Annotated in this window: 22 protein-coding genes; 7 read left to right on the plus strand and 15 right to left on the minus strand. The window is 45.3% G+C overall.

The window, feature by feature from the left end:
* Window position 1 precedes the first annotated feature (1 nt).
* The gene (locus tag QUB26_RS01505; RefSeq protein WP_333240853.1) at window positions 2-553 is read right to left on the minus strand and encodes an SH3 domain-containing protein; all 552 of its coding nucleotides are present in this window, start codon (window positions 551-553) and stop codon (window positions 2-4) included.
* Window positions 554-708: 155 nt separating this feature from the next.
* The gene (locus QUB26_RS01510) at window positions 709-1,320 is read right to left on the minus strand and encodes a hypothetical protein (protein WP_333248158.1); all 612 of its coding nucleotides are present in this window, start codon (window positions 1,318-1,320) and stop codon (window positions 709-711) included.
* Between the two features lie 494 nt (window positions 1,321-1,814).
* Between QUB26_RS01510 and QUB26_RS01515 the strand changes: the two genes are divergently transcribed.
* Both QUB26_RS01515 and QUB26_RS01520 read left to right on the plus strand, forming a co-directional pair.
* A complete protein-coding gene (locus tag QUB26_RS01515; RefSeq protein WP_333240847.1) occupies window positions 1,815-2,738 on the plus strand; it encodes a DUF2382 domain-containing protein in 924 nt (307 codons plus the stop codon).
* A gap of 50 nt (window positions 2,739-2,788) precedes the next feature.
* Entirely contained in the window at window positions 2,789-3,754 is a 966-nt protein-coding gene (locus QUB26_RS01520; RefSeq protein WP_333316273.1) for an S-layer homology domain-containing protein, read from the plus strand.
* A gap of 23 nt (window positions 3,755-3,777) precedes the next feature.
* Here the strand turns inward: QUB26_RS01520 and QUB26_RS01525 are convergent, their stop codons facing one another.
* The 6 genes from QUB26_RS01525 to QUB26_RS01550 form a co-directional block, all read right to left on the minus strand.
* Window positions 3,778-5,409, minus strand: a complete 1,632-nt coding sequence (locus QUB26_RS01525; RefSeq protein WP_333316275.1) for an alpha-amylase family protein — start codon at window positions 5,407-5,409, stop codon at window positions 3,778-3,780.
* Window positions 5,410-5,832: 423 nt separating this feature from the next.
* On the minus strand, window positions 5,833-6,399 hold the full coding sequence (locus QUB26_RS01530) for a DUF3611 family protein (protein WP_333053759.1): 567 nt from the start codon (window positions 6,397-6,399) through the stop codon (window positions 5,833-5,835).
* Between the two features lie 185 nt (window positions 6,400-6,584).
* Window positions 6,585-7,424 carry a hypothetical protein gene (locus tag QUB26_RS01535; protein WP_333240837.1) on the minus strand — a complete coding sequence of 280 codons (840 nt, stop codon included), beginning with the start codon at window positions 7,422-7,424 and terminating at the stop codon, window positions 6,585-6,587.
* A 342-nt stretch (window positions 7,425-7,766) separates the two neighbouring features.
* Entirely contained in the window at window positions 7,767-8,807 is a 1,041-nt protein-coding gene (locus QUB26_RS01540) for a hypothetical protein (protein WP_333316277.1), read from the minus strand.
* A gap of 247 nt (window positions 8,808-9,054) precedes the next feature.
* Window positions 9,055-9,669, minus strand: a complete 615-nt coding sequence (locus QUB26_RS01545) for a hypothetical protein (RefSeq protein ID WP_333316279.1) — start codon at window positions 9,667-9,669, stop codon at window positions 9,055-9,057.
* A gap of 93 nt (window positions 9,670-9,762) precedes the next feature.
* Window positions 9,763-10,623 carry a formate/nitrite transporter family protein gene (locus QUB26_RS01550; protein WP_333240827.1) on the minus strand — a complete coding sequence of 287 codons (861 nt, stop codon included), beginning with the start codon at window positions 10,621-10,623 and terminating at the stop codon, window positions 9,763-9,765.
* A 530-nt stretch (window positions 10,624-11,153) separates the two neighbouring features.
* Here QUB26_RS01550 and QUB26_RS01555 point away from each other — a divergent pair.
* The 4 genes from QUB26_RS01555 (at window position 11,154) to QUB26_RS01570 (ending at window position 14,732) form a co-directional block, all read left to right on the plus strand.
* Entirely contained in the window at window positions 11,154-11,405 is a 252-nt protein-coding gene (locus QUB26_RS01555) for a hypothetical protein (protein WP_333240823.1), read from the plus strand.
* Between the two features lie 13 nt (window positions 11,406-11,418).
* Complete coding sequence (locus tag QUB26_RS01560) at window positions 11,419-12,468, plus strand: AI-2E family transporter (RefSeq protein WP_333240819.1); 1,050 nt, start codon at window positions 11,419-11,421, stop codon at window positions 12,466-12,468.
* 212 nt (window positions 12,469-12,680) lie between these two features.
* Window positions 12,681-13,532 (plus strand): DUF1206 domain-containing protein, encoded by an 852-nt coding sequence (locus QUB26_RS01565; RefSeq protein WP_333240817.1) that lies wholly within the window; start codon window positions 12,681-12,683, stop codon window positions 13,530-13,532.
* A 231-nt stretch (window positions 13,533-13,763) separates the two neighbouring features.
* The gene (locus QUB26_RS01570; protein ID WP_333240813.1) at window positions 13,764-14,732 is read left to right on the plus strand and encodes a TIGR03885 family FMN-dependent LLM class oxidoreductase; all 969 of its coding nucleotides are present in this window, start codon (window positions 13,764-13,766) and stop codon (window positions 14,730-14,732) included.
* A gap of 23 nt (window positions 14,733-14,755) precedes the next feature.
* Here the strand turns inward: QUB26_RS01570 and QUB26_RS01575 are convergent, their stop codons facing one another.
* The 3 genes from QUB26_RS01575 to QUB26_RS01585 all read right to left on the minus strand — a co-directional run bounded on the left by QUB26_RS01575 (window position 14,756) and on the right by QUB26_RS01585 (window position 19,383).
* Window positions 14,756-15,982 carry a mechanosensitive ion channel family protein gene (locus QUB26_RS01575; protein WP_333240809.1) on the minus strand — a complete coding sequence of 409 codons (1,227 nt, stop codon included), beginning with the start codon at window positions 15,980-15,982 and terminating at the stop codon, window positions 14,756-14,758.
* 401 nt (window positions 15,983-16,383) lie between these two features.
* On the minus strand, window positions 16,384-17,295 hold the full coding sequence (locus QUB26_RS01580; RefSeq protein ID WP_333240806.1) for a DUF2382 domain-containing protein: 912 nt from the start codon (window positions 17,293-17,295) through the stop codon (window positions 16,384-16,386).
* Between the two features lie 852 nt (window positions 17,296-18,147).
* Window positions 18,148-19,383 (minus strand): HetZ-related protein, encoded by a 1,236-nt coding sequence (locus QUB26_RS01585; protein ID WP_333240802.1) that lies wholly within the window; start codon window positions 19,381-19,383, stop codon window positions 18,148-18,150.
* Between the two features lie 43 nt (window positions 19,384-19,426).
* On the opposite strand from QUB26_RS01585, the gene QUB26_RS01590 reads away from it, so the two are divergent.
* Entirely contained in the window at window positions 19,427-19,678 is a 252-nt protein-coding gene (locus QUB26_RS01590; RefSeq protein ID WP_333240799.1) for a hypothetical protein, read from the plus strand.
* A 225-nt stretch (window positions 19,679-19,903) separates the two neighbouring features.
* Here the strand turns inward: QUB26_RS01590 and dtd are convergent, their stop codons facing one another.
* The 4 genes from dtd to QUB26_RS01610 form a co-directional block, all read right to left on the minus strand.
* Window positions 19,904-20,359: a D-aminoacyl-tRNA deacylase gene (gene dtd / locus QUB26_RS01595; protein WP_333240947.1), complete on the minus strand. Its 456-nt coding sequence runs from the start codon at window positions 20,357-20,359 to the stop codon at window positions 19,904-19,906.
* A 248-nt stretch (window positions 20,360-20,607) separates the two neighbouring features.
* Window positions 20,608-21,501 carry a DUF2382 domain-containing protein gene (locus QUB26_RS01600; protein ID WP_333316281.1) on the minus strand — a complete coding sequence of 298 codons (894 nt, stop codon included), beginning with the start codon at window positions 21,499-21,501 and terminating at the stop codon, window positions 20,608-20,610.
* Window positions 21,502-21,721: 220 nt separating this feature from the next.
* Entirely contained in the window at window positions 21,722-22,582 is an 861-nt protein-coding gene (locus QUB26_RS01605) for a DUF2382 domain-containing protein (protein ID WP_333316283.1), read from the minus strand.
* A 659-nt stretch (window positions 22,583-23,241) separates the two neighbouring features.
* Entirely contained in the window at window positions 23,242-23,757 is a 516-nt protein-coding gene (locus QUB26_RS01610; protein WP_333245954.1) for a DUF1499 domain-containing protein, read from the minus strand.
* Between the last annotated feature and the right edge of the window lie 16 nt (window positions 23,758-23,773).

Consider the following 23,773-nt stretch of genomic DNA (forward strand, 5'->3'; position numbering starts at 1 on the left):
ATTAACTACAATACGCCAGGTTTTCAGCTTGGACGTAGCCTCTCAGAGGCACTGTAATCGGCACCCAACCATCCGTTCCTATACTTTCAATCGTCACTCTTCGTCCATCCGCGACGACTCCAACCCTTTCCCCATCAGTGGAAGGTGCTTGATGTACGTTAATTCCTCTGACGGCTGCAACTTGGCGGCAGTTAGTAGGAGGCGGGGGAGTTGCGACTTCACACGCTCCCAGAAAACCACCATATACGTAACCTTTTAGGGGTGCTGTAATTGGTATCCAGCCATTCTCACCAAGACTTTGAATCGTCACATTTCGCGCGGAATCGATGATGCCAATCGCTTCGCTGTTAGCCGTCGGTTGTCGCCGAACATTAAGACCATTCTTCGCAATAACCTGGCGACAGCTATCCGGTACTTGCGCTAGTAAAGATTCACCTTGAATCTGTGTTTTATTTGTATTAGCGGCGAAGGAGGGAGCAACTAAAACCGTTGCCGTTAACAACATCGAAGTTGTTAACCTTGTATATTTTTGCCATATCCTCTGCTCTTGCATCGCTTTATCTCCTTTTAAATCTCTATGCCAAAACCTTAAAAAAGGTTTTTAGCTTGTTCATCTTCTCCAAGAAAGCATGAATCATCATCCCAATGGTATAAAATAATTCGACTCCCTCCTGTGCTTGTTAAATTTTCAGGTTTTATCATCGCTAATCAAGCATAAACGCGAGGTTTGCGAGCGCCAACAGCACCACCCATCATTGCCGCTGCCAAACTCAGCAAAGAGCCAAGTAGAAATGACCAAGTAGCTTTAGCTGTATTACCAGCTAGATCGCGAACTTGATTTGGGCCTACATTCTGGGCTTGATTGGGTATATTAACGCCGCCCTGTTGTTGTACTTGATTGGCAATTTCTCCAGCATTAGCAGCGGCAGCGCCAACAGCACCCGATATCCCGCTTCCTAATAACCAAGCACTAAGTGCTAATGTAGCTCCCCAAAGAATTGCTGCATTCAAAAATGCTGTTTTCTTGGTCATCGGGCCGCAGCTTTGAGCCATCACCCAACCGCCTAAAAAAAGGGAAATCAGCAAACTGATAATCGACCAAATTACGACCCCAATACCAACGGAACCTGCATCCGCGCCTGTTGCACCTGCGGTTAATCCGATCGCCATTGCCAAAGCGCTTAAAATTAGTTGAGTACCCAGAGCGATCGCAATTCCTGCCAAAATTGGCCCCCACCTCACTTGATCGTGGTAATCCACCAGCGGATTGACGATTGTAGGCTCAGTGAGTTCACTGCCCGATCGATCTGGATAAGTCATAAAAGATTAACCCCTGCGTTACGTTGTTACTTGTTTTCGTTGCTTGTAATTTAATTTTACTTAATAAGTATTACTAGAATATCTACCGAGGGGCATAATATTTTCTTATTTGATGATTTTAACGATCGAAAGTAGTAATTTCGATTTATGAGCGAAATCTCATCCAGAAAAAACCCCAGCAGCTAGTTAGAAATGTCCTTAATTTTGTAGGCTCTCGCGTAGTTGAAGTGATAATAAAACCTGAGAAATCCTTGTGAGAGCTTTTGGCATAAAGGTTGTAAGTTGGATCAACCCAACCTACGAATAATTAGATAAATTTATCACAATCAGTAGGGGAGAGATAAATTCATCTACCTAAAGATAGAAAAATATAAAAAAAAATCGCTCTTTTGATGATTCTCAATTTGCTGAATCATTCATAAGAAGGAAGTATTAGAACTGATATCTATCTAAAGTAGGTACACAAGTTGATCTAGATAGTACAGGAAATAACAATGTTACTTTACAAAATTGAGGATTTTAATCCCAACTACCGCCAAGCCGCTTTTGATGACGACGATATCAAAGGGCTGGAGGTGTATGGCGGAAGTACCGATGATAAAATTGGCACGATCGATACTGTGCTGGTAGATGAGACAGGACGTTGCCGCTATTTTGTGGTAGAGACTGGTTCTTGGATTTTTGACAAAAAAGTTTTACTTCCCATCGCTCTTTGTCACATTGATTTTAATGGGCGGCGTGTTTACGCTACAGGTTTGCGGAGTAAAGACCAAGTGGAAAAACTACCCAGGTATGAGCATGGGATGGCAGTTGATTACGATTATGAAGAACAAGTGCGGGGTATTTATCGAACTTCAACAGTAGAAGCGTCTGTACCAGTAGAAGCATCATTACCTTTAGAAGCACCCGTTCCAGTTTCTACAACGCATTCTGTCTTGCCTCAAGCTAGTAATCCTGCTTATGACCGGGATACCTATACTTACGAGCGAGAGCCCCAATTGTATCAGATGAACGAACAGGATCATCAAAAACTCAAACTGTACGAAGAACGATTAGTTGCAGATAAAACCCGTCGCAAAACAGGCGAGGTAATAATTGGCAAACAAGTTGAGACAAAAACGGTACAACTGGAAGTTCCTGTAGAAAAAGAGCGAGTTGTGATTGAGCACACAACTCCCGAATATGTAGGGAGTCGCGTAACTCCAGATACCGCCTTCAATCAAGAAGAAATGGCACATTTGGAAATCTACGAAGAAACCGTCAATATCAAAAAGCAAGCGTTCGTGCGCGAGGAAGTGCAAATCAGAAAAGAAGTTGAGCAAGATACGGTTGAGGCAACAGACACAGTACGTCGCGAAGAGTTAGATGTTGTAAAAACAGAATGGGAATCGGATAGAAAAAAACGTAATCCGCTTTAACTCAGCCAAATAGTATCGTTAAAAATGCAAAAATCAGGAGGAAATTTATCATGACTAATCGCAGGCATTTACCGTCAATCAGCGTAGCCTTTTTAGCTTTAGCAATTAGTGTCAGTGGCACTGGCTTTGTGCTAAGTTCCCAGCAAGTTGCTGCTCAACAAGCTAAATCGAAATTTCCTGATGTACCGCCGAATTACTGGGCGCGTCCGTTTATTGATTCCTTAGCTGAAAAAGAGATTGTTACCGGATATCTAGACGGAACTTTTAGACCCAAACAGGCTGTGGATCGGGATGAATTTTCGGCGATGATCCGCCAAGCTTTTAATCGAGCCAGCGTTAGAAAGATACCGAGTGGAAGTTACTTTAAGGATGTGCCTAAAAACTACTGGGCAGAAACTCCGATTCAAGAAGCTTATGAAACGGGATTTATGAATGATTTTCCCGGAAATGAGTTTCGTCCGAAGCAGTCCTTGACTAAGGCACAAGCATTAGTTGTGTTAATGAGGGGTTTAAATATGGATTACAATCCCCCTGTTGTCAAAACCGATCGAGTGGCTGCAACTCCAGCAAGACCAACTCCAGTAAATAAACGTCGAATTGCTAGGAACCGTTTGGCATTTCCCCTCGCAGCGACTGTTTTGATGCAGCCGTTATTACCTGTAGTCGCAAGGCTGCAGCCTGCGGCTGCCCCCACACCTAAATCGGCTAAGACTGTTCCACCAACAACGACAAAAGCTGCAACTGCGCCTGCTAAAAATTCGGCATTAGATTTTCTCAATTCGTACTATAAAGATGCCGAGAAACTTCCTAAATATGCGGTTGAGCCCGTGGCAGCAGCGACAAAGGCAAAGATAGTGGTCAACTATCCAGATCCCACAGTTCTTAATCCCAACGAGTTGCTGAGTCGGGGTAGTGCTACTGCCCTAATTCATCAAGCTTTGGTCAATCAAGGTCAGATAGAACCGCTTCCCGACAAGGATAGTGCTAAGTACATTCCTACGAGCCCACGTCGCTAGTTCTGCCATCAACATTAACTTTTTTACCCCTGGATTCGATTGACTCGAAACCAGCGATAGCCGTAGGCTTTTAAGGGAATAGATGGCGAGTCGGCATCGAGAGATTCATACAGCCGATCGCCAAATAAATCGCACAGATTGCTGTATTCGTTAGATTTGAGCGTAGCGGTACAAGGCTTGTCGGCGAGATTGTGGACAGCAATCACCGTCCTGCCTTCCCAGTCGCAGCAGTGGGCTAACACCGAGGGAGAGTCGGTTTCGAGAATGTGCCACTTGCCCCTACCCAACTCAGGACATTGCTTGCGGATGCTGATTGCACGTTCCATCCAGTTAATTAATGAGCCAGGATCGCGCTGCGCTGCGACGACATTGACTTGTTTGTAACCGTATTCTCCGTTGGCGATCGCAGGTCTGGCAAGGGCATCACTTGCAGCCGTCGAGAAGCCACCATTCGGTGCATCTGACCATTGCATCACCGTGCGAACGCTGTCTCGACCTTCCAGCGAAAGGTCATCCCCCATGCCAATTTCTTCGCCATAGCGCAGCATGGGTGTACCAGGCAGAGTGAACAGCAAGCTGTAGACAAGTTCAATCCGGCGACGAGATCCTCCCATCATCGGTGGTAAGCGACGACGAATCCCGCGCCCGAAAATTTGCATAGTTTTCTCAGGGGCAAACGCTGCAAAAATTTCCTCTCGTTCCGATGAAGTAATGCGGTCTAGCGTCAGTTCATCATGGTGGCGCACAAAATTAAGCCACTGACAAATATCAGGAATATCCGGTAAGGTTTTTAGTCCCTCGCGCAAGGCGGTGGATTCTTGACGCGCCAGGGCCAAAAACAGATGCTGGTTCAGCAAAAAGTTGAACAGAATGTGCATTCTGTCGCCCTTAGCAAAGTAGATAGAAATTTGCTCGCGATCGACATTTGCTTCTGCCAGCAACACAGCATCACCCTGACGCGATGACACAAAATCTCTCATTTCTTCCAAGAAACCTCGCAGCTTTTCGGGGTCTGCACCTTCGATGCCAATTCCTTCAATTAAAAACGGAACAGCATCAATGCGAAATCCAGACACGCCCAGTTCTAGCCAGAAACCCATAATTTTGCATATTTCTTCTCGTACAGCCGGATTGCCAATATTCAAATCTGGCTGTTCTTTATAGAAGTGATGCAAATAGTAAGCTTTTGCTTGTTCATCGTACTCCCAAATACTGTCCTCGACATCGGGAAATATCAGTTGTTCTGGATCAGTTTTGGGTGGATTTTCTGACCACACGTAGTAATCGCGATACTTGGAATTTTTATCGCTTTTAGCCGCCACAAACCAAGGATGCTGATTGGACGTATGATTTACTACCATATCGATCAGCACGCGAATTCCTCGTTCCCTTGCTTGGTGCATGAACTCGACAAAATCTCCCAGGGTTCCCAGTCGCGGATCAATGTTGTAGTAATCCATCACGTCGTAACCATTGTCCCGGTTAGGGGAAGGATAAAACGGCAGCAACCACAAACAAGTAATTCCTAGCGCGGATAAATAGTCTAGACGGTTGATCAGTCCATGAAAGTCGCCGACACCATCCCCGTCCGAGTCCATGAAGGTTTCAACATCGAGGGAGTAGACAATTGCGTTTTTATACCAGAGGTCTTTCATTGCAGTAAATTTCTTAATAGAGAAACTGTTGGAAATGGCTTTGTTCAGAAACCCGGTCACAGGGCCATTTAGGAAGCTGAATGCCACGGGTATAGCTCATCTTTCGGAAGATGAGCCTAAGTTATGTTTGTCCAGATTCAAAATCTATCCATCTCAAGCTCGATGAAATATCTGTCACTATAATAAATCAATTACGAAAAAAAAACGGTTGCTCAGACTGACTACCATTAGCAGGAGCGATCGCTATTTCCGATTAGATGTTCATGCAAATAGCCAACTTGTTTAGCTTGTAGCTGCACTGTCTTCGCTCTCTGGGAGCCAAGGCAGTGCTTTCGCCACCAACCTTAGTTAAATCGGCCAGGCCTTGTCAATCATAAGGACATAGAAGTTGTGTTTGCCTTTAGCGATCGCCCATGCTGCCAACTACTCTTCTACCCAATTGAGTAACCCAAGAGAAGTAACAGCTCCAAAAAAGTGAGCGCCAATCAGATTGACGTTGGCCATCGTCACAAAAATATCTAGAGAACGAATCACATTTTCTGGCGTATAAGCTGCGAGCGCTTGCGGTTGACTCAGAGTTTTTGCTAGGACTACAGCCACTGTTTCTTCAGATGCGACAAACGCGATTAATACCCCCACCAAACTAGAAACTAATCCAATCCGTAAGGTGTGAGTAATATGTTCTTTGCTGGGATATACCTGGGAATTTTCGGCGTGCAAAAGTCGGCCTAAAAGCCGATAGCGAAAATCCCAAAATATTCTAAACGCCAGCAATAACAGGCCCACTATTGCTAAAACTACCCCGAAACCAATACCTGCATTATTGGTTTGTTCGCCCATGTTGCGACCCAACATAGCAAATAATAAAACAATGCCGGAAACAGCACCCAAGAATAACTGTATCCAGAAGCTAAATCTACTAAACAAGCGAAAAGTTGCGACGAATTCGCTTTGGGTCAGCGGTTGCGGCACGGATTCTGGTTGATTCATTATATCCACCTTATTGCTGAATTGAGCATCAAAATAAACGAGGTAAGAAAGAGGTTCTGCTTGTCTTCCTGTCGCAAGCGATCGCCTGGTGGTTAGCTATTAGACTTCTGCAGAAAACTCGGTTAAGGGCAGGACAGGATGCCTAACCCCTACTCCCCGCAGTAGTTAGGAGAGAGGTGTATTGGTTACTGAGGAATGGCTGACGGATATACTCCTGTAGCAACTAAGACAGGTTTGTTGGTATACTCGGCTTCTAGCTTCTGCTTCAAGGTCAAATCCCATTGCAGATCGTAGTCCCGCTCAAGTTCAGCGACGACAAACGAACGCAGCACGCCGGTTACAGCCACCTTCTCACCTTCTCGCACGCTTGGTTGTGGAACTGTGTGTATCACTAACAAGTCTTCTCCGCCAATTAATTTCTCTTCATCCAAAGTGAACGAGTTTGGACTTCTGAGGCTTTCGACTTCACCGCTCACCGCCAGTGTCTTGCCGTAGTATTTTTGGGGGTCTGAGGTGAGTTCCCCCGGTGTGGGGGCTAGCGCCATCGATTGTGCAACGATCGTAGGTTTACTTTCGTACTCGGCGTACAAGTTTGGCTCTAAGCCTAATTTGTACTCGCGCTCAATATCTGCAAGGACAAAATTGCGAACTGTTCCTGTTACTTGAACTTCTTGATCTGATTCAGTCGGCAGCACAAAAGGCTTGCCGGTGGCATTGACAACCAAAATCGATTCGGTGCTAAAAAACTCCTTATCGCTAACTGTAAAGGTCGATGGCCCCAATTTTTTGACTGGTTCGCTTCTGATGGTCACAGTTTTGCCAAGCAGTTGTGCTGTTTTATCAACCACATTCTCGGTTGTCGTGGGAACCGTACCGGGTGTTGCAGGTGCAGGTGCAGGTGCCGTTGCTTGTCGCTGTGGGGTAGTACAAGCCGGAAGCAGGATAGCTGCTAGTGCGAGGGCGATCGCTCCTCCCTTAGCATTCGAGAGCTTTTGAGTGTAATTGTTCAAACGATTATTAACCATTGAAAAACCTCCTTGATTTTTTCTGTTTATTTTGTTGATGAAGCTACAGAATTTGTGTTTAAAACCGGGTTTTTTTATAGCCTAATTCAAAAACACTTGACCGTCAGGGTGAACTCTTAAAACTCCTTAATTGCCATCCTATTTAGTCGTTTCATCTGAGGAGTTGCTGATGCAACAAGAGGCATGGTTGGCATACCGATTAATAAACTGCCAGAGATGATTTGTAATATCCCTGGCGTTTTTTTTCAGCGATTTTTTAGTTGATACATAGATATCTTCTGATGGAATCTTTCAAATTTAGTCAGGTGTGCCAGATTTTTGGCAATAGTCGCGAGTCACCGCTCAATTTTGAAACAGTACCAAAGTTTCTTCGCTGGTGCGATCGCCTCTACTAGAACTGAGATTCACCTCGTATCGGGTTCCTGGTAGAGAAATGGTCGGCTTAAAAGCAAAGCTGAATTTACCTTGTTCATCCGCCCGAATTGTGCGTTCGAGGATATTTCGTTCAACTCCAAATAAACCTGCCACAGAAGAGGTAGCCTGAACGTTGACATTAACTGTCGCATTTGGGGCGCTGCGTCCTTCCACTTCAACCGTCCCGCTGACGCGAGCATTTTCTTCGGGAGTGATAATTTCTAGCGGGATTTCGGCAGTGTTGGAACGGCCATCATCGCCAGCAATTAGTTCTCGATCTAAACGGGAACGAATAACTTGATTTCCCGACTGCAAACTAGCAGTAACCGCCGCACCAGCAGGGGGGAAATAATCTTGGCTGCGGATCGTATATTCCCCTGTGTAAACGCCGTTGGATTCTTCCCGCATGGGGATGTTATAAGCAACTCCTTCAATGGAGAAATTAGCTGTAGCGTTGGGAGTGCCGAGCAATTTGAAATTGAGCGTGGTTCCCGGATCTAACTGCTGTACTGGTTGAGCACTGAAGCGGTTAATAGACAAAGATTGAAAGCGCCGATCGCTATAACCCGCAACTAGAGGTTGTTGCAAGCGGGTGCTACTGATGCGATCGCCTTGTTGCAAATTTGCCCGCACAACAGTATTTTCGGAAATACGATCGCCCTCGCGAATCATGTAGTTTGCCTCGTAAACTCCGGGTTGAACCTCCCGCATCGGCAGATTTTGCACTGCATTTGGGATAGTCAAGGTAGCTCTAGAATACGGGGTTCCTCGCAGCACGAAAAAGAGTTGAGTTCCCGGATCTAATCGCTGTACTGGATACGCGGTAAAACTGTCTATATCCGAGCCGACTACTCTTCGTTGAGCTACTTGGATAGAGGGTTTGGCGCTAGCTAGGGCAATTTCCGGTAAATAAATGGTTGAACCCAACAGAACCAGTCCAATTGCCGTTGAAAATGATTTTATTTTCATAAAATCCTCCTAAATCGCAACAACCAACCTCTTGCAGTAATGTGAAAAGAAAATTTAAATTATTAAAAATTTACTTTGGCTCAAGGTCGATTGTCTGTGTTCTACGTTCTACATTCTTTCAAAATGTTGCTTATATATCCATTTAACCTCAAGTCTCCAAAGCTTGCCATCTGTCGGAGGCAATAATAAAATATCTATCTGATGAAAGATGATTGAAGAAAAAATGATAATATTCCTTTCAGTTCAGTTAAGTGCGATCGCTCGGACTATTGGCGATAGATGCTTGATTCCCAACTGTCGCACTGGGACGCATCCATTCTTGCAACGTCCATAAGCCCGTTATGGCAGCTATTGCAGCTCCCAAACTATCCATAATCAAATCAATAATCGTATCATCCAGGCTCCCAATCACTTCGGTTGAGAGAACAATACCAGCCGTCCACTCGGTAACTTCCCACAAAGCACCAATCGCAATCCCAAAACTGGTTATTGTTAGCAAGTACAGCAGTTTATGGTTGCGAAAAATAGTCAGCATTGAACTGTATGCTAAAAAACTAAATGCTAAAGTCACGGCAAAAGTCGTGAAAGCATGAACAATTTCATCATAAAGTCCCGGTTGGTAAAATAGTCCGAAAACCCAGCCTCCGGCGTTGAGTAAGGCAGCAAGCACAAACAGGAAATCAAACAGCGTTGGCAAGCGATCGACCATCACCACAAACGCCAGGGATGCTACTAAGAATAAGGCTAACCCCAAGGCATTTTGCCATTTTCCCTGACTCAGAGCACCTATTACTGCTATTGTTAATAACGCCTGTCCTACCCAAGCTGCAACTCGATAGCCACGCCAGTTTGTAGTCATCATCAATCTCCTTCTATCTTAAGCTCGCACATCCCCGACTTCTTAGAGAAATCGGGGTTCTCCATGCCCTTTATGTGGTTTATGTGAGATCAATTTCTAGAGGTCATCTTGAGCAACTTGGGCATGGTTTAAGGCAGCGACTAAGGTAACTCCGCCTAAAATATTACCAATTAGAGTAGGTATCATGAATTTGCCAAAATATTCGGGCCACGAAACAGCTTTAATTGCCACTGCATAGAAAACTTCCACCGATCCGGCAATAATATGAGGAAATTCACCTAGCCCAACCAGGGAAGTGATGATAACAATTACCCACAGTTGGGAAGACTCAGCGGCGGGGAGAAGCCACACCATTAAAGCAATTAACCAACCCGCAAAAATTGCCCGCAATAAAGTTATCCAAAATCCTCCATCGATAACTCTTAAACCTATTTCGCCAAACGCTGTTTGAATTTCAGGCGGGAAGACTCCAACCTGTGCAACTATTGAGGCAAATATGAATGCACCTAACAAATTGCTGGCTAACACAATTCCCCATAATCGCAGCACTCGCATAAAAACTTTGCGTCTGCGATCGTTTAACAAAGGCAGAATGACAGTCAGGGTATTTTCAGTGAACAACTGCTGACGCCCCATCACCACAATGACAAAGCCGATACTGTACCCAAGGCTGACAATGATGGAACTCCAAGATTGCTGCGGTAAATTTGCTTGGAGTACACCTTGAGCCACCAGGGAAAATCCCATAGATAGTCCTGCGGCTAATCCAGACCAAGCTAGGGCTGAAACTGGACGCAACAACTCACTTTCACCCTCAATCCTAATCGTTTCGTGAATGATTAAGGCAGTGGGACGGATGCGCTCAATGATCTCTTCACGATCGCGATCGCTTAGTTCCAACTTTTGTTGACCCAGCAATTCTATTGCTTCGCTGGCTCGATCGCTATTTTGTGTCATCTCGCTCTTGTTAAATTATATGAACTTCGTAGTTCTCAGGATACAAACTAAACAATAGCGACGCGCCTAACCTGAGAATGAACTTTGGGTTTTTCTAAAAAGTGTCTGTAGAGAAAAAATAGTTGTGCAACATCTATCTTAAGTTGGGTGATTTTAAAATTGAATGTAAAAGCAATATATCTTAAGTAAGATATTCCGCTATTTGCTTTAATTTTGCACAATCTTTCCAATACATAGGTGTAGGGTGAAAATGTAAGAGTGGCAGTGTTAGGAGGTATCTTTGTACAAAATTAATTCCTTGAGTACAAGAAAACCTGACCAATTCAAAAATTCAACCACGAATGCGATTGTGGAGGCTTCTAGCTGGTTCGATCGCTGTAATTGGGAAGGAAAACTCCTCTCTCAAATTTGAGAACCTAGTCAAGCCTGAGTGCGATCGCATTCGTGATAGACATTGCCGTTTTTTTGAGAATAGCAGCAATTTTTTTGGCTTGGCGCGTACCCTCATTTGCAATTAGCCAATACCTGCTGTGAGTTTTACGTTCGCAGAATATCATGCAAGTGGCTCCGGCATTCAGTTCAATCTGCGGGATTTTGGGGTTTATAAAGATACTACCGCACAAGATTGGAGTCAGGAAATAGAAATTAGCCAAAGTCAGCGGCTGATGAATTTGGCTTCTGCAGAATACAGTGAGGATTCGGAATTGATGCGATCGCTCACTCTCGCTGTAGAAAGTTTAGCCAAAAAAATATCCCTGCTAGAGTTAAGTGTGGGTGAATAGAGAGGCTTTTGTTATGGGTTTAGGAAAGTGGATCGGTTTTTTGGCTTTGGTAGCCTCGCTCTATATTTTGTGGACAATTAGAACGATTGTTTTACTGTTTTTTACCGCCGTAATTTTAGCGATCGCTCTCAACCGTTTAGTGCGAAGATTGCAGAAGTCGGGTGCGAAGCGGGGAGTGGCGATCGCCTTAGCAGTTGCGATTCTAGTCACAGCGAGCGCTGTCTTGGTAACTCTCATCGTAACGCGCCTGAGCAATCAATTTCAAGAGTTGTCCCAACTCGTCCCGCTAGGGATAGAACAACTGCGAGTTGGGTTCTATTGGTTGCAAGCAAGATTACCCGGACAAATTTTTGATAACCTTCCCAGTATTGACGATTTAACCCAAGAAATTCAAACGCTTTTTCGGTGGACAAGTTCGCATATTTATCAGTTGTTTTCCAACTATCTAAGCTTGATTCTCAATACCTTATTAATTACCGTTTTGACAAGTATGCTTCTGGTAAATCCGATGCCATACCGCCACGCAGTTATCAGCCTTTTTCCGGCTTTTTACCGTCAGCGAGCCGATGAAATTCTCTCAAAATGCGAAGAGGGTTTAATGGGTTGGTTGGCAGGCGTTGCATTAAGCATGAGTTTTATTGGTATTACGAGCATTATTGGTTTGTTTTTTTTGCAAGTTCCACTGCCTTTTGTGAACGGGATTCTGGCATTCATATTAGCCTTAGTTCCCTACATGGGCGCAATGTTAAGCGTAATTCCACCGCTGCTGCTGGCTTTATTAGATTCGCCTGCAAAAGCAGGCGCGGTGTTGTTGCTTTATTTCCTAATTCAACAAATTGAAGGCAACTTGGTCACACCTATCATTATGGAAAAGCAGGTATCTCTGCTTCCCGCTTACACCTTAGCTCTCGTGACAGCATTCGGATTTTTCTTTGGTTTTTTGGGATTATTTTTAGCGCTACCAATTCTAATTGTTATTCAAATTTGGGTTAAAGAAGTTTTAATCAAAGATATACTAGACCGCTGGCAGACTGCTCCATCAGAGCCAGTCGATAACCCATAAAGTTATATTTGTCAAGCCCAATTTATGTGAAATTTCTTACTCAATCAACCGATGACACTCCCGCTCAAGACAGATTAAAAAAAAATCTAAACAAGCTAATCTTTAAATTAATAAATAATCACATAAATTATCTGTTTAAGAACTCAGTTAGCTGGACAGGAATGCACTATTGGGTATGGCAGCAGTCGTTAACAACTAAATTGTCAAAAAATATGAAACGGGACAACTCACCCACCGACAGCATTAAAGACTCAATTGGACAGGCAGCTTCTCATCCCTGGTTTGAGCGACTGGCAAGATTGGGATATGCTTCCAAAGGCTTAGTTTACTTTATTGTCGGTTTTTTAGCAGCACAAGCCGTCTTCAGTATGGGCGGCAGGACAACAGATACTAGCGGTGCATTATCAGAAATTGTTAACCAACCCTTCGGTAAATTTCTGCTATTTCTTGTAACGATTGGCATTATTGGTTATGCCCTTTTGCGTATCGTTCAGACAATTCTCGACCCAGAACACCAAGGACAGAAAATGGATGCCAAGCGAATTGCTCAACGCATTGGCTACGCCTTAAGTGCTTTAGCTTACGCAGGTTTGGCTTTAACGGCTGTAAAACTGATAATGGGTTCGGGCGGTGGTAATAGCGATACAACCGAAGATTTGACCGCCCAAGTTTTAGCGCAACCGTTTGGAGAATGGCTGGTAGGATTGGCAGGCTCAATTGTTATTGGTGTAGGTTTTTCTTATTTCTACCAAGCATATAAAGCCAAATTTCGCCGCCATTTCAAGCTAAATGAAATGAGCCAAACCGAGCAAACTTGGGCGACACGGTTGGGTCGATTCGGAATTGCTGCCCGTGGAGTTGTTTTCGTTATAATCGGTTTTTTCTTAATTCAAGCAGCAAGGCTATCGGATGCCAGTCAAACGAAAGGATTGGGCGAGGTGTTGGGAATTGTGGCACAACAGCCTTTTAGTCCAGTGATTTTGGCTCTAGTACCTTTGGGTTTAATTGCCTATGGCATCTACTCGGTAATTGAAGCTCGCTATCGGCGAATTTTTAGTTCATAAGCTTGCCCGTTATGCAGAAAGTTATAAGTTTTGAGTACAATATTTTTTTTACTTATCTAACTCAAAACTCATAACTTTTACACGGCGTTTTGATTAAATCACCTGCTTTTAAGTCTGGATATTTTAACTCAAAACTCAGGGCGGGCACGGGGGCACCGCCCCTACTGTACTCAAAACTCAGGGCGGGCACGGGGGCACCGCCCCTACTGTACTCAAAACTCCTAAAAACTTATGGCAAAAATTGGTTATCATGCTTCCCACGAACAGTTTAAGCCCAGTGAACTGCTGAAATATGTCCAAATGGCAGAACAAGCTGGCTTTACCCATGCCCTTTCTTCCGATCACTTTCATCCTTGGAGTGAAGCGCAAGGACAAAGTGGTTTTGCTTGGTCTTGGTTGGGTGCAGCAATGCAAGCAACGCCGAGGCTTTCCTATCGGGTTGTTTGCGCTCCCGGACAGCGGTATCATCCGGCTATTATTGCCCAAGCTGCGGCAACGTTGGCAGAAATGTTTCCCAATCGTTTTTGGCTAACGGTTGGCAGCGGTCAAGCGTTGAACGAACATATTACTGGGGATAAGTGGCCTACTAAGAGCGATCGCAACGCGCGCCTCAAAGAATGTGTCGATATTATCCGCGCCCTTTGGGCAGGAGAAACCGTCACCCATCGCGGTTTAGTGTGCGTAGAAGATGCAAAACTCTATACCCGCCCGGAAATTCTCCCATTAATTATCGGCGCCGCAGTTACCCCAGAAACCGCAGAATGGTTGGGCAGTTGGGCAGATGGATTAATTACTACTTCTCGCCCACCTGAAAAGTTAAAAAAAGTCGTCGATGCGTTTCGTCGCGGTGGCGGAGAAGGGAAACCAATGATTTTGAAAGTGCAGCTTTCCTATAACAGTAATGCAGAGAAAGCACTACAAGGCGCTCATGATCAATGGCGTAGTAACATCTTCAAAAGCAAAATGTTGACAGAACTGATAACACCCGATCAATTTGATGCCGCCGGGGAGTTTGTGCAACCAGAGGAGTTATATCAACACGTCCGCGTTTCGGCAGACCAAGAGCAGCATATTGAGTGGTTGCAAAAAGATATTGAATTGGGGTTTGATGAACTAATTTTGCACAACGTTAACCGAGAACAAGAGCAGTTTATTGAGGCGTTTGGCGAAAAAGTAGTGCCAGGGCTGACAAAAAGTTGATTGGTAATTATGATGCTACTGACTTACCGACTAGCATTGTCAGAATCCTGAGTCCGATCGCTATCTCCCAAACCCAATGCGGTTCGCCACTTATCGGGATGGCGCGGCATCAGTATTCGCACATCAGGATCGGGCAAGCCGATGCCAGCATCTTTGAAGGCAAGAACGATTGCCCCTCTCACGGCGGAGGTTGTCGCCACAAAGTCAGTACGCCGCGAGTCCGTCCAAAAGCGCACCTCAACCAAGATGTCATCCTGTCCCAAATCTCGAATTCGCACGGAAACTGGCGGATCTTGGAGCACGGCTTCCGTAGCTTGCGCTGCCTCTGTCATCACAGTTACCGCTGTTTGCAAATCGCTATCGTAGCCGATAAACAGAGTCACGCTGCTGCGACGAATCGGGGCGGCGGTGTTGTTGGTAATGCGCGAGGTGAACAATTCCGCATTGGGAACCAATACCACTCGACCATCATAAGTACGGAGTTGGGTTGCCCGCAATTCGATCCGCTCGACATTGCCTTCAGTTTCCCCGACAACAATTTGATCCCCAAGTTCAAAAGGACGCAATACCAGAATTAAAATGCCGCTGATAAAGTTAGAAAGGATATCTTTTAAAGCAAAGCCGAGAGCAAGACCCGTTAAACCCAATCCGGTGGCAACTGCCTGCGGATCGAACCCAAAGGCATCGAGGGCCACAATAAAACCGAGACTCCAGACAACATAGTAGGCGACTTGTTTGATTAGGTTTTCTATTGTTAAGTCTTCTACAATGTGACGGAAAATCACGCGCATCAACCAGCGCACCAAAGCCGCGATCGCCCAAAATACTCCAATCACCAGTAATGCAGCTAGCGCGCGGGGAATAATCGCGATCGCAGATTCACCCAGTCGTCCAAATCCGGTTTGCACCGAGGATTGCACCTCTGCCACAAAGCGTTCCGAAGGGGAAAGACGGCGCTGACTGGCTCGCGTTAGAGCGGTAGCAATCGCCCCTGACCACTGAGTTGCCAGGGTATCAACCGTTGTCAAATTATCCTGAGCGTCTGCTTTAGTTACGGTGACAACAGGGACTCCCGCAATCGTAATCACCCGCTGATCGCTACCTTGAGTCGGTTCAATGCGGGGAGGTGCGATCGCCGTAGGATTCTCCAACAGTCGGCTCATGCGCCGCTCAATCTGCCGCGCACGTGCGGTTGCATCTACGTTTTCTACCGCACTCACCCGAAACACTGCTCGACCATCTAAACGCACTGTTACCCGTTCGTCTTGCGCGCCTGCGGAATTCGGGGTAATACACGTTATCGTTATGGCAATTAAGAGCGCGAGCAACAGAACCGACCGCACGCTCGATCGTGCTAACCGCCTCCAATGAATTTTTATGCTTTGCTTGATTGGATGCACTACCGCTGTTGTTGTTTAAGTTGGGCTAAAAGAAATAGCGATCGAGGATATCCTAAAAAACTGGTCACACCGATGCTAAACGATAAAGCTAGGAATGCTGCACTTATTAGGGGTCAACGCCAGAAATTAAACATGAGAAACCATGTCCTTTTTTGGCAGTGGTAGTGATTTTTTAGGTTCGTATTTGCGCTTCAACGCTCATGTGGGCGAAGACAGCGCAACTACAAACCCTTTTTCAATTCATTCCCACTCTAACGCCCTTCCCTCTTCACCTCCAACTCTTCACGACGCAGTGTTTCCGTTGCCTCAACGGTCTCGGTTTCAACCTCTTTCCTGATGTTAACTTCTTCGCGCACGAAAGCTTCTTTTTTGATATCAGCAGTTTCTTCGTAAACGTCCATACGCATCACCTTTTCCTGCTGGAAGGGAGTATCCCGATTTACTGGGGCACCTGCCTTTGCTGGAGTTACACTCTCAATTACAACTCGCTCTTTTTCTGTTGGAACTGAAACTCGTGCCGTTTCAGTTTCAACTCGCTTGCCAATTGCTACCTCGCCAGCTTTGTGACGGCTTTTTTCTGCAACCAGTCGTTCTTCGTAGAGTCGGAATTTGTGATGCTCGCGATCGTTCATCTGATACAATTGAGGCTCTTGTTCGTAAGTGTAGGTGTTGCGGTCATAACCAGCAGCGCTAGCTTGGTTAGAGACAGGACGCGGCCTAGAAACTGGTGCAGATGCTTGTACAGGCAATGAGGTTTCCAAAGGCAATGATGCTTCTACAGGTGCAGACCCTTCTACAGTTCGAGTACGATAAACACCCCGCACTTGTTCTTCATAATCGTAATCAACCACCATCCCATCCTCATACCTGGGTAGTCTTTCTGCTTGGTCTTTACTCCTCAAACCCGTCGCGTAGATGCGTTCTGCATCAACCTCAACTCGACAAAGTGCAACTGGAACTAATACCTTCTTGCCAAATATCCAGAAACCCGTGTCAACCACAAAATATCGGAAACGTCCTGTCTCATCAACTAGCGCTGTATCAATTGAGCCAATCTTCTCATCTGTATTTCCAGCATAGATATCCAGACCTTTGATATCTTCGCCATTAAAAGCAGCTTCGCGGTAGTTGGGATTAAAATCTTCAATTTTGTAAAGTAACATACCAGTCCTTCCTTTTCTATCTATATCAACTTATGACCCCATTTTAGATATATCTCAAATTTGATGCTTCCTTCTTATGAAGGATTAAGTGAAACAAAATAGTAGGATGAGTATATTTATTTTAATTTTTTTCTGTCTTTGGATAGATGACTTGTCATTTTTTATCCACCTTCTGCACTCTCAAGTGTCACAATCGGTTTTTAACTATTTTTATAAAAAAATACACTTATAAATTAGACTTTGATCCTCTACATTAACGCATAAAAAATATATAGCAACCCTAAATTATTCGCGTAATTATTGTAGGGGCAATCCGACCCCTACTCCCCGTGGTTGCCCCGATAGATAGGGGGTAGGCACGGGGAGTAGGGGTAGCACTACCCCTACAAATTTACATGAATGATTTAGGATTGCTATATACATAATTTATTACTTTAAAAATAGACTTTTATGTGAGATATTTTGGGCAAACACATTTGAAAAACTTTGCCTTGATTATGCTACACCCTATGTTTAAATATCATTATGAATATATGCCCGGTCGCCTCTTCAGCAAGCAATTTGTCCTAACTGATGACTAATGACTAATGACTAATGACTAATGACTAATGGCTAATGACTGATGACTAATGACTAATAAAAACAAATTCCCCGGCCTAACCAGGGAAGGAAAGATATTAAAAAAAGTAATGTTGTTTTAATAAATTGAATTTGCCAATAAGCGGCGATAAATTAGTAGCAGCCCTTGTTGAGTTGAGAGCGGACGCCGGGGCGGGCAGTCCTGTGTAGATGCCGCACCCGATCGCATTTTCCAGTCTCAAGAAAACAGTTGCATTCATATTTGAGTACCACTTAAGCTTGGTTGCTGTTGCGAGTCTGGCTAGCCAGCTCCAACAGTTGCGCCCAGCGTTTTTGGACTTGTTTGGGAGTGCATTTGATCGCGGTGGCGATCGCCTTGTCGCTTTCTTGATTCCGCTTCATTTCTAACAATTGCTGCATTTCCGGCGACAGTTGAGCGCGAAAAGCTTCCCATTTGTCCGAAGTCATTCCCAGCTTTTGATCGACATCAGCACCCAGCCATTCGTGGACGAGTTTCCAATTTTGAGTGCGGGCAAATTTTTCGACGTGGTACTTGAAACGTTGTTGCAAGTAGTCGCGCTGGCGGGAAGACAAACCGAGCACGCGGTCAATTTCCGAAGCCGAAAGGTCTTGCAATTTTAAAGTTAAGTAATTCACGCATTCTGGCTGATTTTGCGATTCCAGATAGGCGATCAATTCCGAGACTACTCGATCGCGCAGCACAGCATCAGCCGGATCGACAGTTTCCGATACCATTTGCTCGCGCACTTGTTGCAGCGCCGGAGAGCGGCTGTAAATTTCCGCATCTTCTCCCTTGCCCGATTCTACAGCCATTTCAATGTCGATCGCAGTTTCGGGAGGCTGGCCCTTGGCAAATCCTTGAGCGCGCAACACGATCAGGCGTTGGCGGTTGCGGCCGGGCAAACCGATTTGGCGCTTGGCGTAGTGTTCGGTGAAAGCCATGTACTCAGCCAATTCTAGCTGCGTGCGGGGCTGGTAGGTGACATCGAGTTGATGTTCGCGGCGGAAAGCTCGCAGAGATTCGATGTAAAAGCCTTGCAAAAAGTCTTCAATCATGTTGTAGCGAGCTTGAAAGTTCAAGTTCGATCGGAAAGAAGCAACATGGCGGTAAATCATAGCCGCGAGGTGAGAATGCAGTTCGACGCGGCCTTGTTTGGAACCGAGGCGGTAGTATTGCAGGGTTTTTTGCAACCGGTGCTCCGCCAAGGTGATTTGCCAAGCTTCCACTTCGCCGGAAATTTGGATGCGATCGCTCTTTTGGCAAATCCGTTCGACTTCCTTAGCAATCCGCATCGCCACTGCTTGAGCGCTGCGGCTGGCAGTTTTCATTTCCCCTTGCAATTCTTTGAGGGCGAAGTCAGCCAAAGCGAGGATATCGATGCTGGGAACAGTATTGATTTCGGCGTTTGGTTCGCTGGAGGTAGCCGGAATGCAGTTGAAGCCAGAAGCGGTGTTGCAGTTGACGGTGGTGGCAGTTTTGACAGTCATGGCATTTATCGGGTGGTAGGGCACAGCGGGTGTGCGAGGACATTTGTCAGAGTGTGAGGCGGCAGTTGCTGGCGGTTTCGCTTGCTGTGCTGATTCAACTCTCTATACATTGAATGTTACGGAAGTAGAGATAACCGTAGTTATGCCAGTGTTCCACTCTCTCATGCAACAGTTTTTGGCTGCTGAATCTGATTCTAATCGCTGGCTGTGGAAGATTGATTTTATTGCCATTAAAGCCTTACTGTACAAGCATTCTGAGCAGTTATGTGGGTGGGGCGATCGCCAGGAAAACTGAGGGTGCTGCCAGGCCGCTGAGTGGACAATCTAATAACTGGCTATTTGAGGGGGTTTTGGCCGTTAGAGATTGTGGAATCGAGACTTGGCAGAGTGTAGCTATCTGCAATGTCTTCAGAACCTACGCAACAGCAGTTAGGAAACCCGGTTAATCTGAAAATTTGATCTTATCCAAGAAGGAAGAAGGAATCAGAAAGAAGCACACAGAGCTTTGTTTGCAAACAATTCACCCTGATTCTTTCTCTAATACCAAAGTCACCGGCCCGTCATTCTCGATCGAGACTTGCATCATCGCTCCAAACAAGCCTGTTTCGACTTTTAAGCCGCTCTGGCGCAACTTTTCGACAAATTTTTCATAAAAAATTTCGGATCTTTCAGGAGCCGCTGCTCGGTCAAAGGAAGGTCGCCGACCTTTGCGGCAGTCCCCGTAGAGCGTAAACTGACTGACAACCAGCAACTCGCCGCCAATGTCTTGTACTGACTTGTCCCAGCGCCCGGTATCCGTGGCAGAGTCGGGAAACAAACGCAATTCCAGGCATTTGCGAGCCATCCAATCGAGTTCTGTTTCGGTGTCGGTGTCTGCAATACCTACAAGCAAGTTAAGTCCGCGGCCAATTTTGCCAATAATTCGATCGTCAATCTCGACTTGAGATGATTTGACTCGCTGGAGGATGACTCGCATGGGAAATCGGTAATTAGGAATGAGAATTAAATAACTTCCACTCTTGAAAGTGGGATGGGCGTCCCGCCCGTCCTTTTTGGACGGGCGGGACGCCAATCCCACAATAACAATTAAAATTGTAAGTTATTTAATTCGCGATCCTTAGTAGATGGCGGTGAACTTTCTCCCCAGGACGACTCGCCAAAGTCCGCTGTTAGATTTAAGTTTCTTGCTAATCGCTAGAATCTACACCGAAAAGAACGAATATTTTAACTCTCTGAGTTGTGTTCCGTCATCCATTTTTGGTAAGTATCCTCAAGTTGCTTGTCTTCGAGAACGAGTTCTAGGCGGACTTTGACGCAACCGTGACGGGGTTGAGAGGCGATCGAATTTAAGATTTTGCTAGCTTTCTGCACAGAGGTAAATTCCGCCTTAACTGTCGGTTCTTGGCGATCGCTCTTAATCTCCGTCAAATCTATACCGGTGATGCTTCCCTCGCCTAAATCTATTTCTGCCAACACCTTCGGATCGTCGCCGACTTGTTCGACAATCAGCTTTTCCCACTGGATAGGCACTTGTACCATCCGAGTTTCAATTTCTTTACGCACTATGACTTCGCCGACTTTGCGCTTGCTGCGATTGATCACCAATCGTTCTTCTAGCAGGCGAATTACTTCTTGATCGACAATATCCAAGTTGTCCTCATCCTGATCTGTATCCAAATTTGGATCTGTGAGTTCGGCATCTGTTAGATTTGACATAGCTGTTGAGGGATTTGTTAACTCACTGTTGCTGAATTCACTATTCGCTTCTGAAGCATTTTCTAAATACTGACTCCCCGCATTTGCCGAAACTCCCGGCAGCAGATCGACTCCATCAGAATTAATAGTTACAAACAGGGCTTTTTGGTGATAATCGACTTTTTTTAGCAGCTTAATACTTAATAAAAAAATGCGGCTATTTTCGCTGCCTAGCCCTGCCACCACAAAGTTTAACTGACCGTTAGCATCAAAATAGACATCTTTAACTTTGCCTACTAAGTGACCTTGGTTGTCTTTGACGGTAAAACTTTTTAGCTTAGTTCTGACTTTTTCAGGAACCCGGTTGAGACGGGTTATTGATTTGGCAGTTGCTATCTTTTCTGCTGATGCTTGACCGTTCATTTTTTAAACTTTCCTGCTTAGGGATTTTTATTATGAATTGGTAAGGGGAAATTGGTAAAGGCGGGGAAAGTGCATAAACGTTGCCAAAACTAGACAAGTTTTGTACCCCCCCGCCAATCACATAGGAATTGCACGATCGCCACCAATTCAATCAAACCTGCGCGGTGACAGAATTATGTCATTAAGGCGCAATTCCTATGCAATAGCTGTTGCGGTTGGTTTAGATCTTTTTATTTTTATTATCTACAACCGCAGTGCCATCAGTCTTAACGTCTAATTCTTCACGACGCAAGGTTTCTTCGCCCTCAACCGTGCTGCGAACAACTTCTTTTCTGACGTTGACTTCTTCCCGGACGAAAGCTTCCTTGTGAATGTCGGCCGTTTCTTCGTAGACTTCCATGCGTGCAACTTCCCCTGATTGGAAGTCAGCCTCACCGACTGAAACTACTCGACCCGCTTCTACCGGGGTTACTCGATCGATTACAACTCGTTCTTTTTCAATGGGTACTGAAGCTCGCGCTGTTTCAGTTTCCACGCGCTTGCCAACTGCTACTTCGCCTGTTTTTGCGCGGTGTTTGTTAGCAATCAAGCGTTCTTCATAAAGCTTGAGATTTTGGTGCTGCTGTTCGTTGGTTTCGTAGAGGGGGCGATCCATATCGTAGCTGTAGCTGCTGCGATCGTAGCTAGCAGGAGTTGCAGTGCGGGCAGTGGCAGTTTCTTGATTGCGGTAGACGCCTCTTACCTGTTCTTCGCGATCGTAATCTAATGGTTCTAATTCATTGTAAGCCGGCAATTGTTCTGCTTGAGATTTGCTACGAAGGCCTGTTGCGTAGACCCGATGGGCTCCGTAGTCAAAGCGAGCCGAACCGATTGGCAACAATACTTTTTTGCCAAAAATCCAAATACCGGTATCAATTACCAGATAGCGGAAACGACCTGTGTCATCAACCAAAGCGTCATAAACTGTGCCTACTTTTTCATCCGAGTCGCCAGCATAAACATCAAATCCCTTGATGTCGTCTCCAGCAAAGATTTCTTCCTGATAATTAGGATAAAATTCTGCTAATTTTTGAAGTGCCATGTGTTTTTTCCTCTTTGCTCTACTTAAATTTATAGTAGAAATTAATTCGCTCACTTCCCTCTCCCTAAAGTCAGAAGTGTATAATTTAGGTTGTTTAATACTATAGGAATACTACGGCATCTCTGCTTCTGTGCTAGCGCGCTCAGCTATTTTAAAGATTGTAAAACTATACAATCGTCAACCTTATAACAAGTTTTAAAACTGAAAGCCAACCGTAGGAACACGGCATTGCGGTGTCCTACTCCCCCTGCTGGACACTCCTTTGTTCTGTGGCTACTGTTAATAATTGTTAACTGGGTGGTGAAAAATCAACATTATATAGTAATACATAAATATCAAAGCCCCTCATCTTGCAGGAGAGGGCATGGCTGTTTTATTCTCAGGGAAATCATCGTTTTGTAGGGGTAGCGCCCCCGTGCCTACCCCCTCCACGGACGTGGGGAAATCATCGTTTTGTAGGGGTAGCGCCCCCGTGCCTACCCCCTCCACGGACGTGGGGAAATCATCGTTTTGTAGGGGTAGCGCCCCCGTGCATACCCCCTCCACGGACGTGGGGAATCGGTGTTTCAAATATCGGGGCAACCACGGGGGGTTTGCCCCTACGGATAATGAAACAGCCGTGTAGGAGAGGGGCTTCAGGAAAGCTAGAAATTTTAAGTTCAGAGTTGATTGAATTGAGTTCTGATAGTTTCAATCCGTTTGCGGTTAACTCCCAAATCCGACTGTCCCAGACGCGAAGCCGATCGCACATGAATGACTTTCGCTCCATCATCTACCAAAAATTCAACGTCATCAACAAACCCCATCAAAGCACTGGTGAACTCCGCATACAGGTAATTATCAGTTGCCGTGATAATTTTAGTTTTGCCATAGGACTCGATCGCCCCTTTGAGCTTTACCATCGCTTCACTCTGGGACGAAGTGTATGCCAAAGGCTCAATTTTGTGTTCGGCATCTTGACTGAAGCTGCTGACGCAGTTGGGGGAACTCGGGCACGCTGCGAGTTTTCCTGACTGAATCCCGATATTGGCAGGTCTAGTTCCAGCAAACATTGTTTTTTCTCCGGGTATAGCGATAAAAGTAGCGATCGACAGTATCGCTACTGCTAGCAGTGATATTAAAATAACTAGGACTCTTTTCAACGCTGTCGGCGATTTTGTTTCAACTGTTTGCAAAGGATTAGCCCTCCTG

The sequence above is a fragment of the Microcoleus sp. B4-C1 genome, from assembly GCF_036705285.1.
GTDB lineage: Bacteria > Cyanobacteriota > Cyanobacteriia > Cyanobacteriales > Microcoleaceae > Microcoleus.

What these genes read in the sequence shown, in the direction of transcription:
- QUB26_RS01600 (WP_333316281.1), bottom strand. Translation starts at nt 21,501, where the DNA reads ATGAACGGTCAAGCATCAGCAGAAAAGATAGCAACTGCCAAATCAATA.
- QUB26_RS01530 (WP_333053759.1), bottom strand. Translation starts at nt 6,399, where the DNA reads ATGAATCAACCAGAATCCGTGCCGCAACCGCTGACCCAAAGCGAATTC.
- QUB26_RS01550 (WP_333240827.1), bottom strand. Translation starts at nt 10,623, where the DNA reads ATGACACAAAATAGCGATCGAGCCAGCGAAGCAATAGAATTGCTGGGT.
- QUB26_RS01585 (WP_333240802.1), bottom strand. Translation starts at nt 19,383, where the DNA reads ATGACTGTCAAAACTGCCACCACCGTCAACTGCAACACCGCTTCTGGC.
- QUB26_RS01545 (WP_333316279.1), bottom strand. Translation starts at nt 9,669, where the DNA reads ATGATGACTACAAACTGGCGTGGCTATCGAGTTGCAGCTTGGGTAGGA.
- QUB26_RS01570 (WP_333240813.1), top strand. Translation starts at nt 13,764, where the DNA reads ATGGCAAAAATTGGTTATCATGCTTCCCACGAACAGTTTAAGCCCAGT.
- QUB26_RS01525 (WP_333316275.1), bottom strand. Translation starts at nt 5,409, where the DNA reads ATGAAAGACCTCTGGTATAAAAACGCAATTGTCTACTCCCTCGATGTT.
- QUB26_RS01535 (WP_333240837.1), bottom strand. Translation starts at nt 7,424, where the DNA reads ATGGTTAATAATCGTTTGAACAATTACACTCAAAAGCTCTCGAATGCT.
- QUB26_RS01515 (WP_333240847.1), top strand. Translation starts at nt 1,815, where the DNA reads ATGTTACTTTACAAAATTGAGGATTTTAATCCCAACTACCGCCAAGCC.
- QUB26_RS01605 (WP_333316283.1), bottom strand. Translation starts at nt 22,582, where the DNA reads ATGGCACTTCAAAAATTAGCAGAATTTTATCCTAATTATCAGGAAGAA.
- QUB26_RS01510 (WP_333248158.1), bottom strand. Translation starts at nt 1,320, where the DNA reads ATGACTTATCCAGATCGATCGGGCAGTGAACTCACTGAGCCTACAATC.
- QUB26_RS01520 (WP_333316273.1), top strand. Translation starts at nt 2,789, where the DNA reads ATGACTAATCGCAGGCATTTACCGTCAATCAGCGTAGCCTTTTTAGCT.
- QUB26_RS01560 (WP_333240819.1), top strand. Translation starts at nt 11,419, where the DNA reads ATGGGTTTAGGAAAGTGGATCGGTTTTTTGGCTTTGGTAGCCTCGCTC.
- QUB26_RS01540 (WP_333316277.1), bottom strand. Translation starts at nt 8,807, where the DNA reads ATGAAAATAAAATCATTTTCAACGGCAATTGGACTGGTTCTGTTGGGT.
- dtd (WP_333240947.1), bottom strand. Translation starts at nt 20,359, where the DNA reads ATGCGAGTCATCCTCCAGCGAGTCAAATCATCTCAAGTCGAGATTGAC.
- QUB26_RS01580 (WP_333240806.1), bottom strand. Translation starts at nt 17,295, where the DNA reads ATGTTACTTTACAAAATTGAAGATTTTAATCCCAACTACCGCGAAGCT.
- QUB26_RS01565 (WP_333240817.1), top strand. Translation starts at nt 12,681, where the DNA reads ATGAAACGGGACAACTCACCCACCGACAGCATTAAAGACTCAATTGGA.
- QUB26_RS01505 (WP_333240853.1), bottom strand. Translation starts at nt 553, where the DNA reads ATGCAAGAGCAGAGGATATGGCAAAAATATACAAGGTTAACAACTTCG.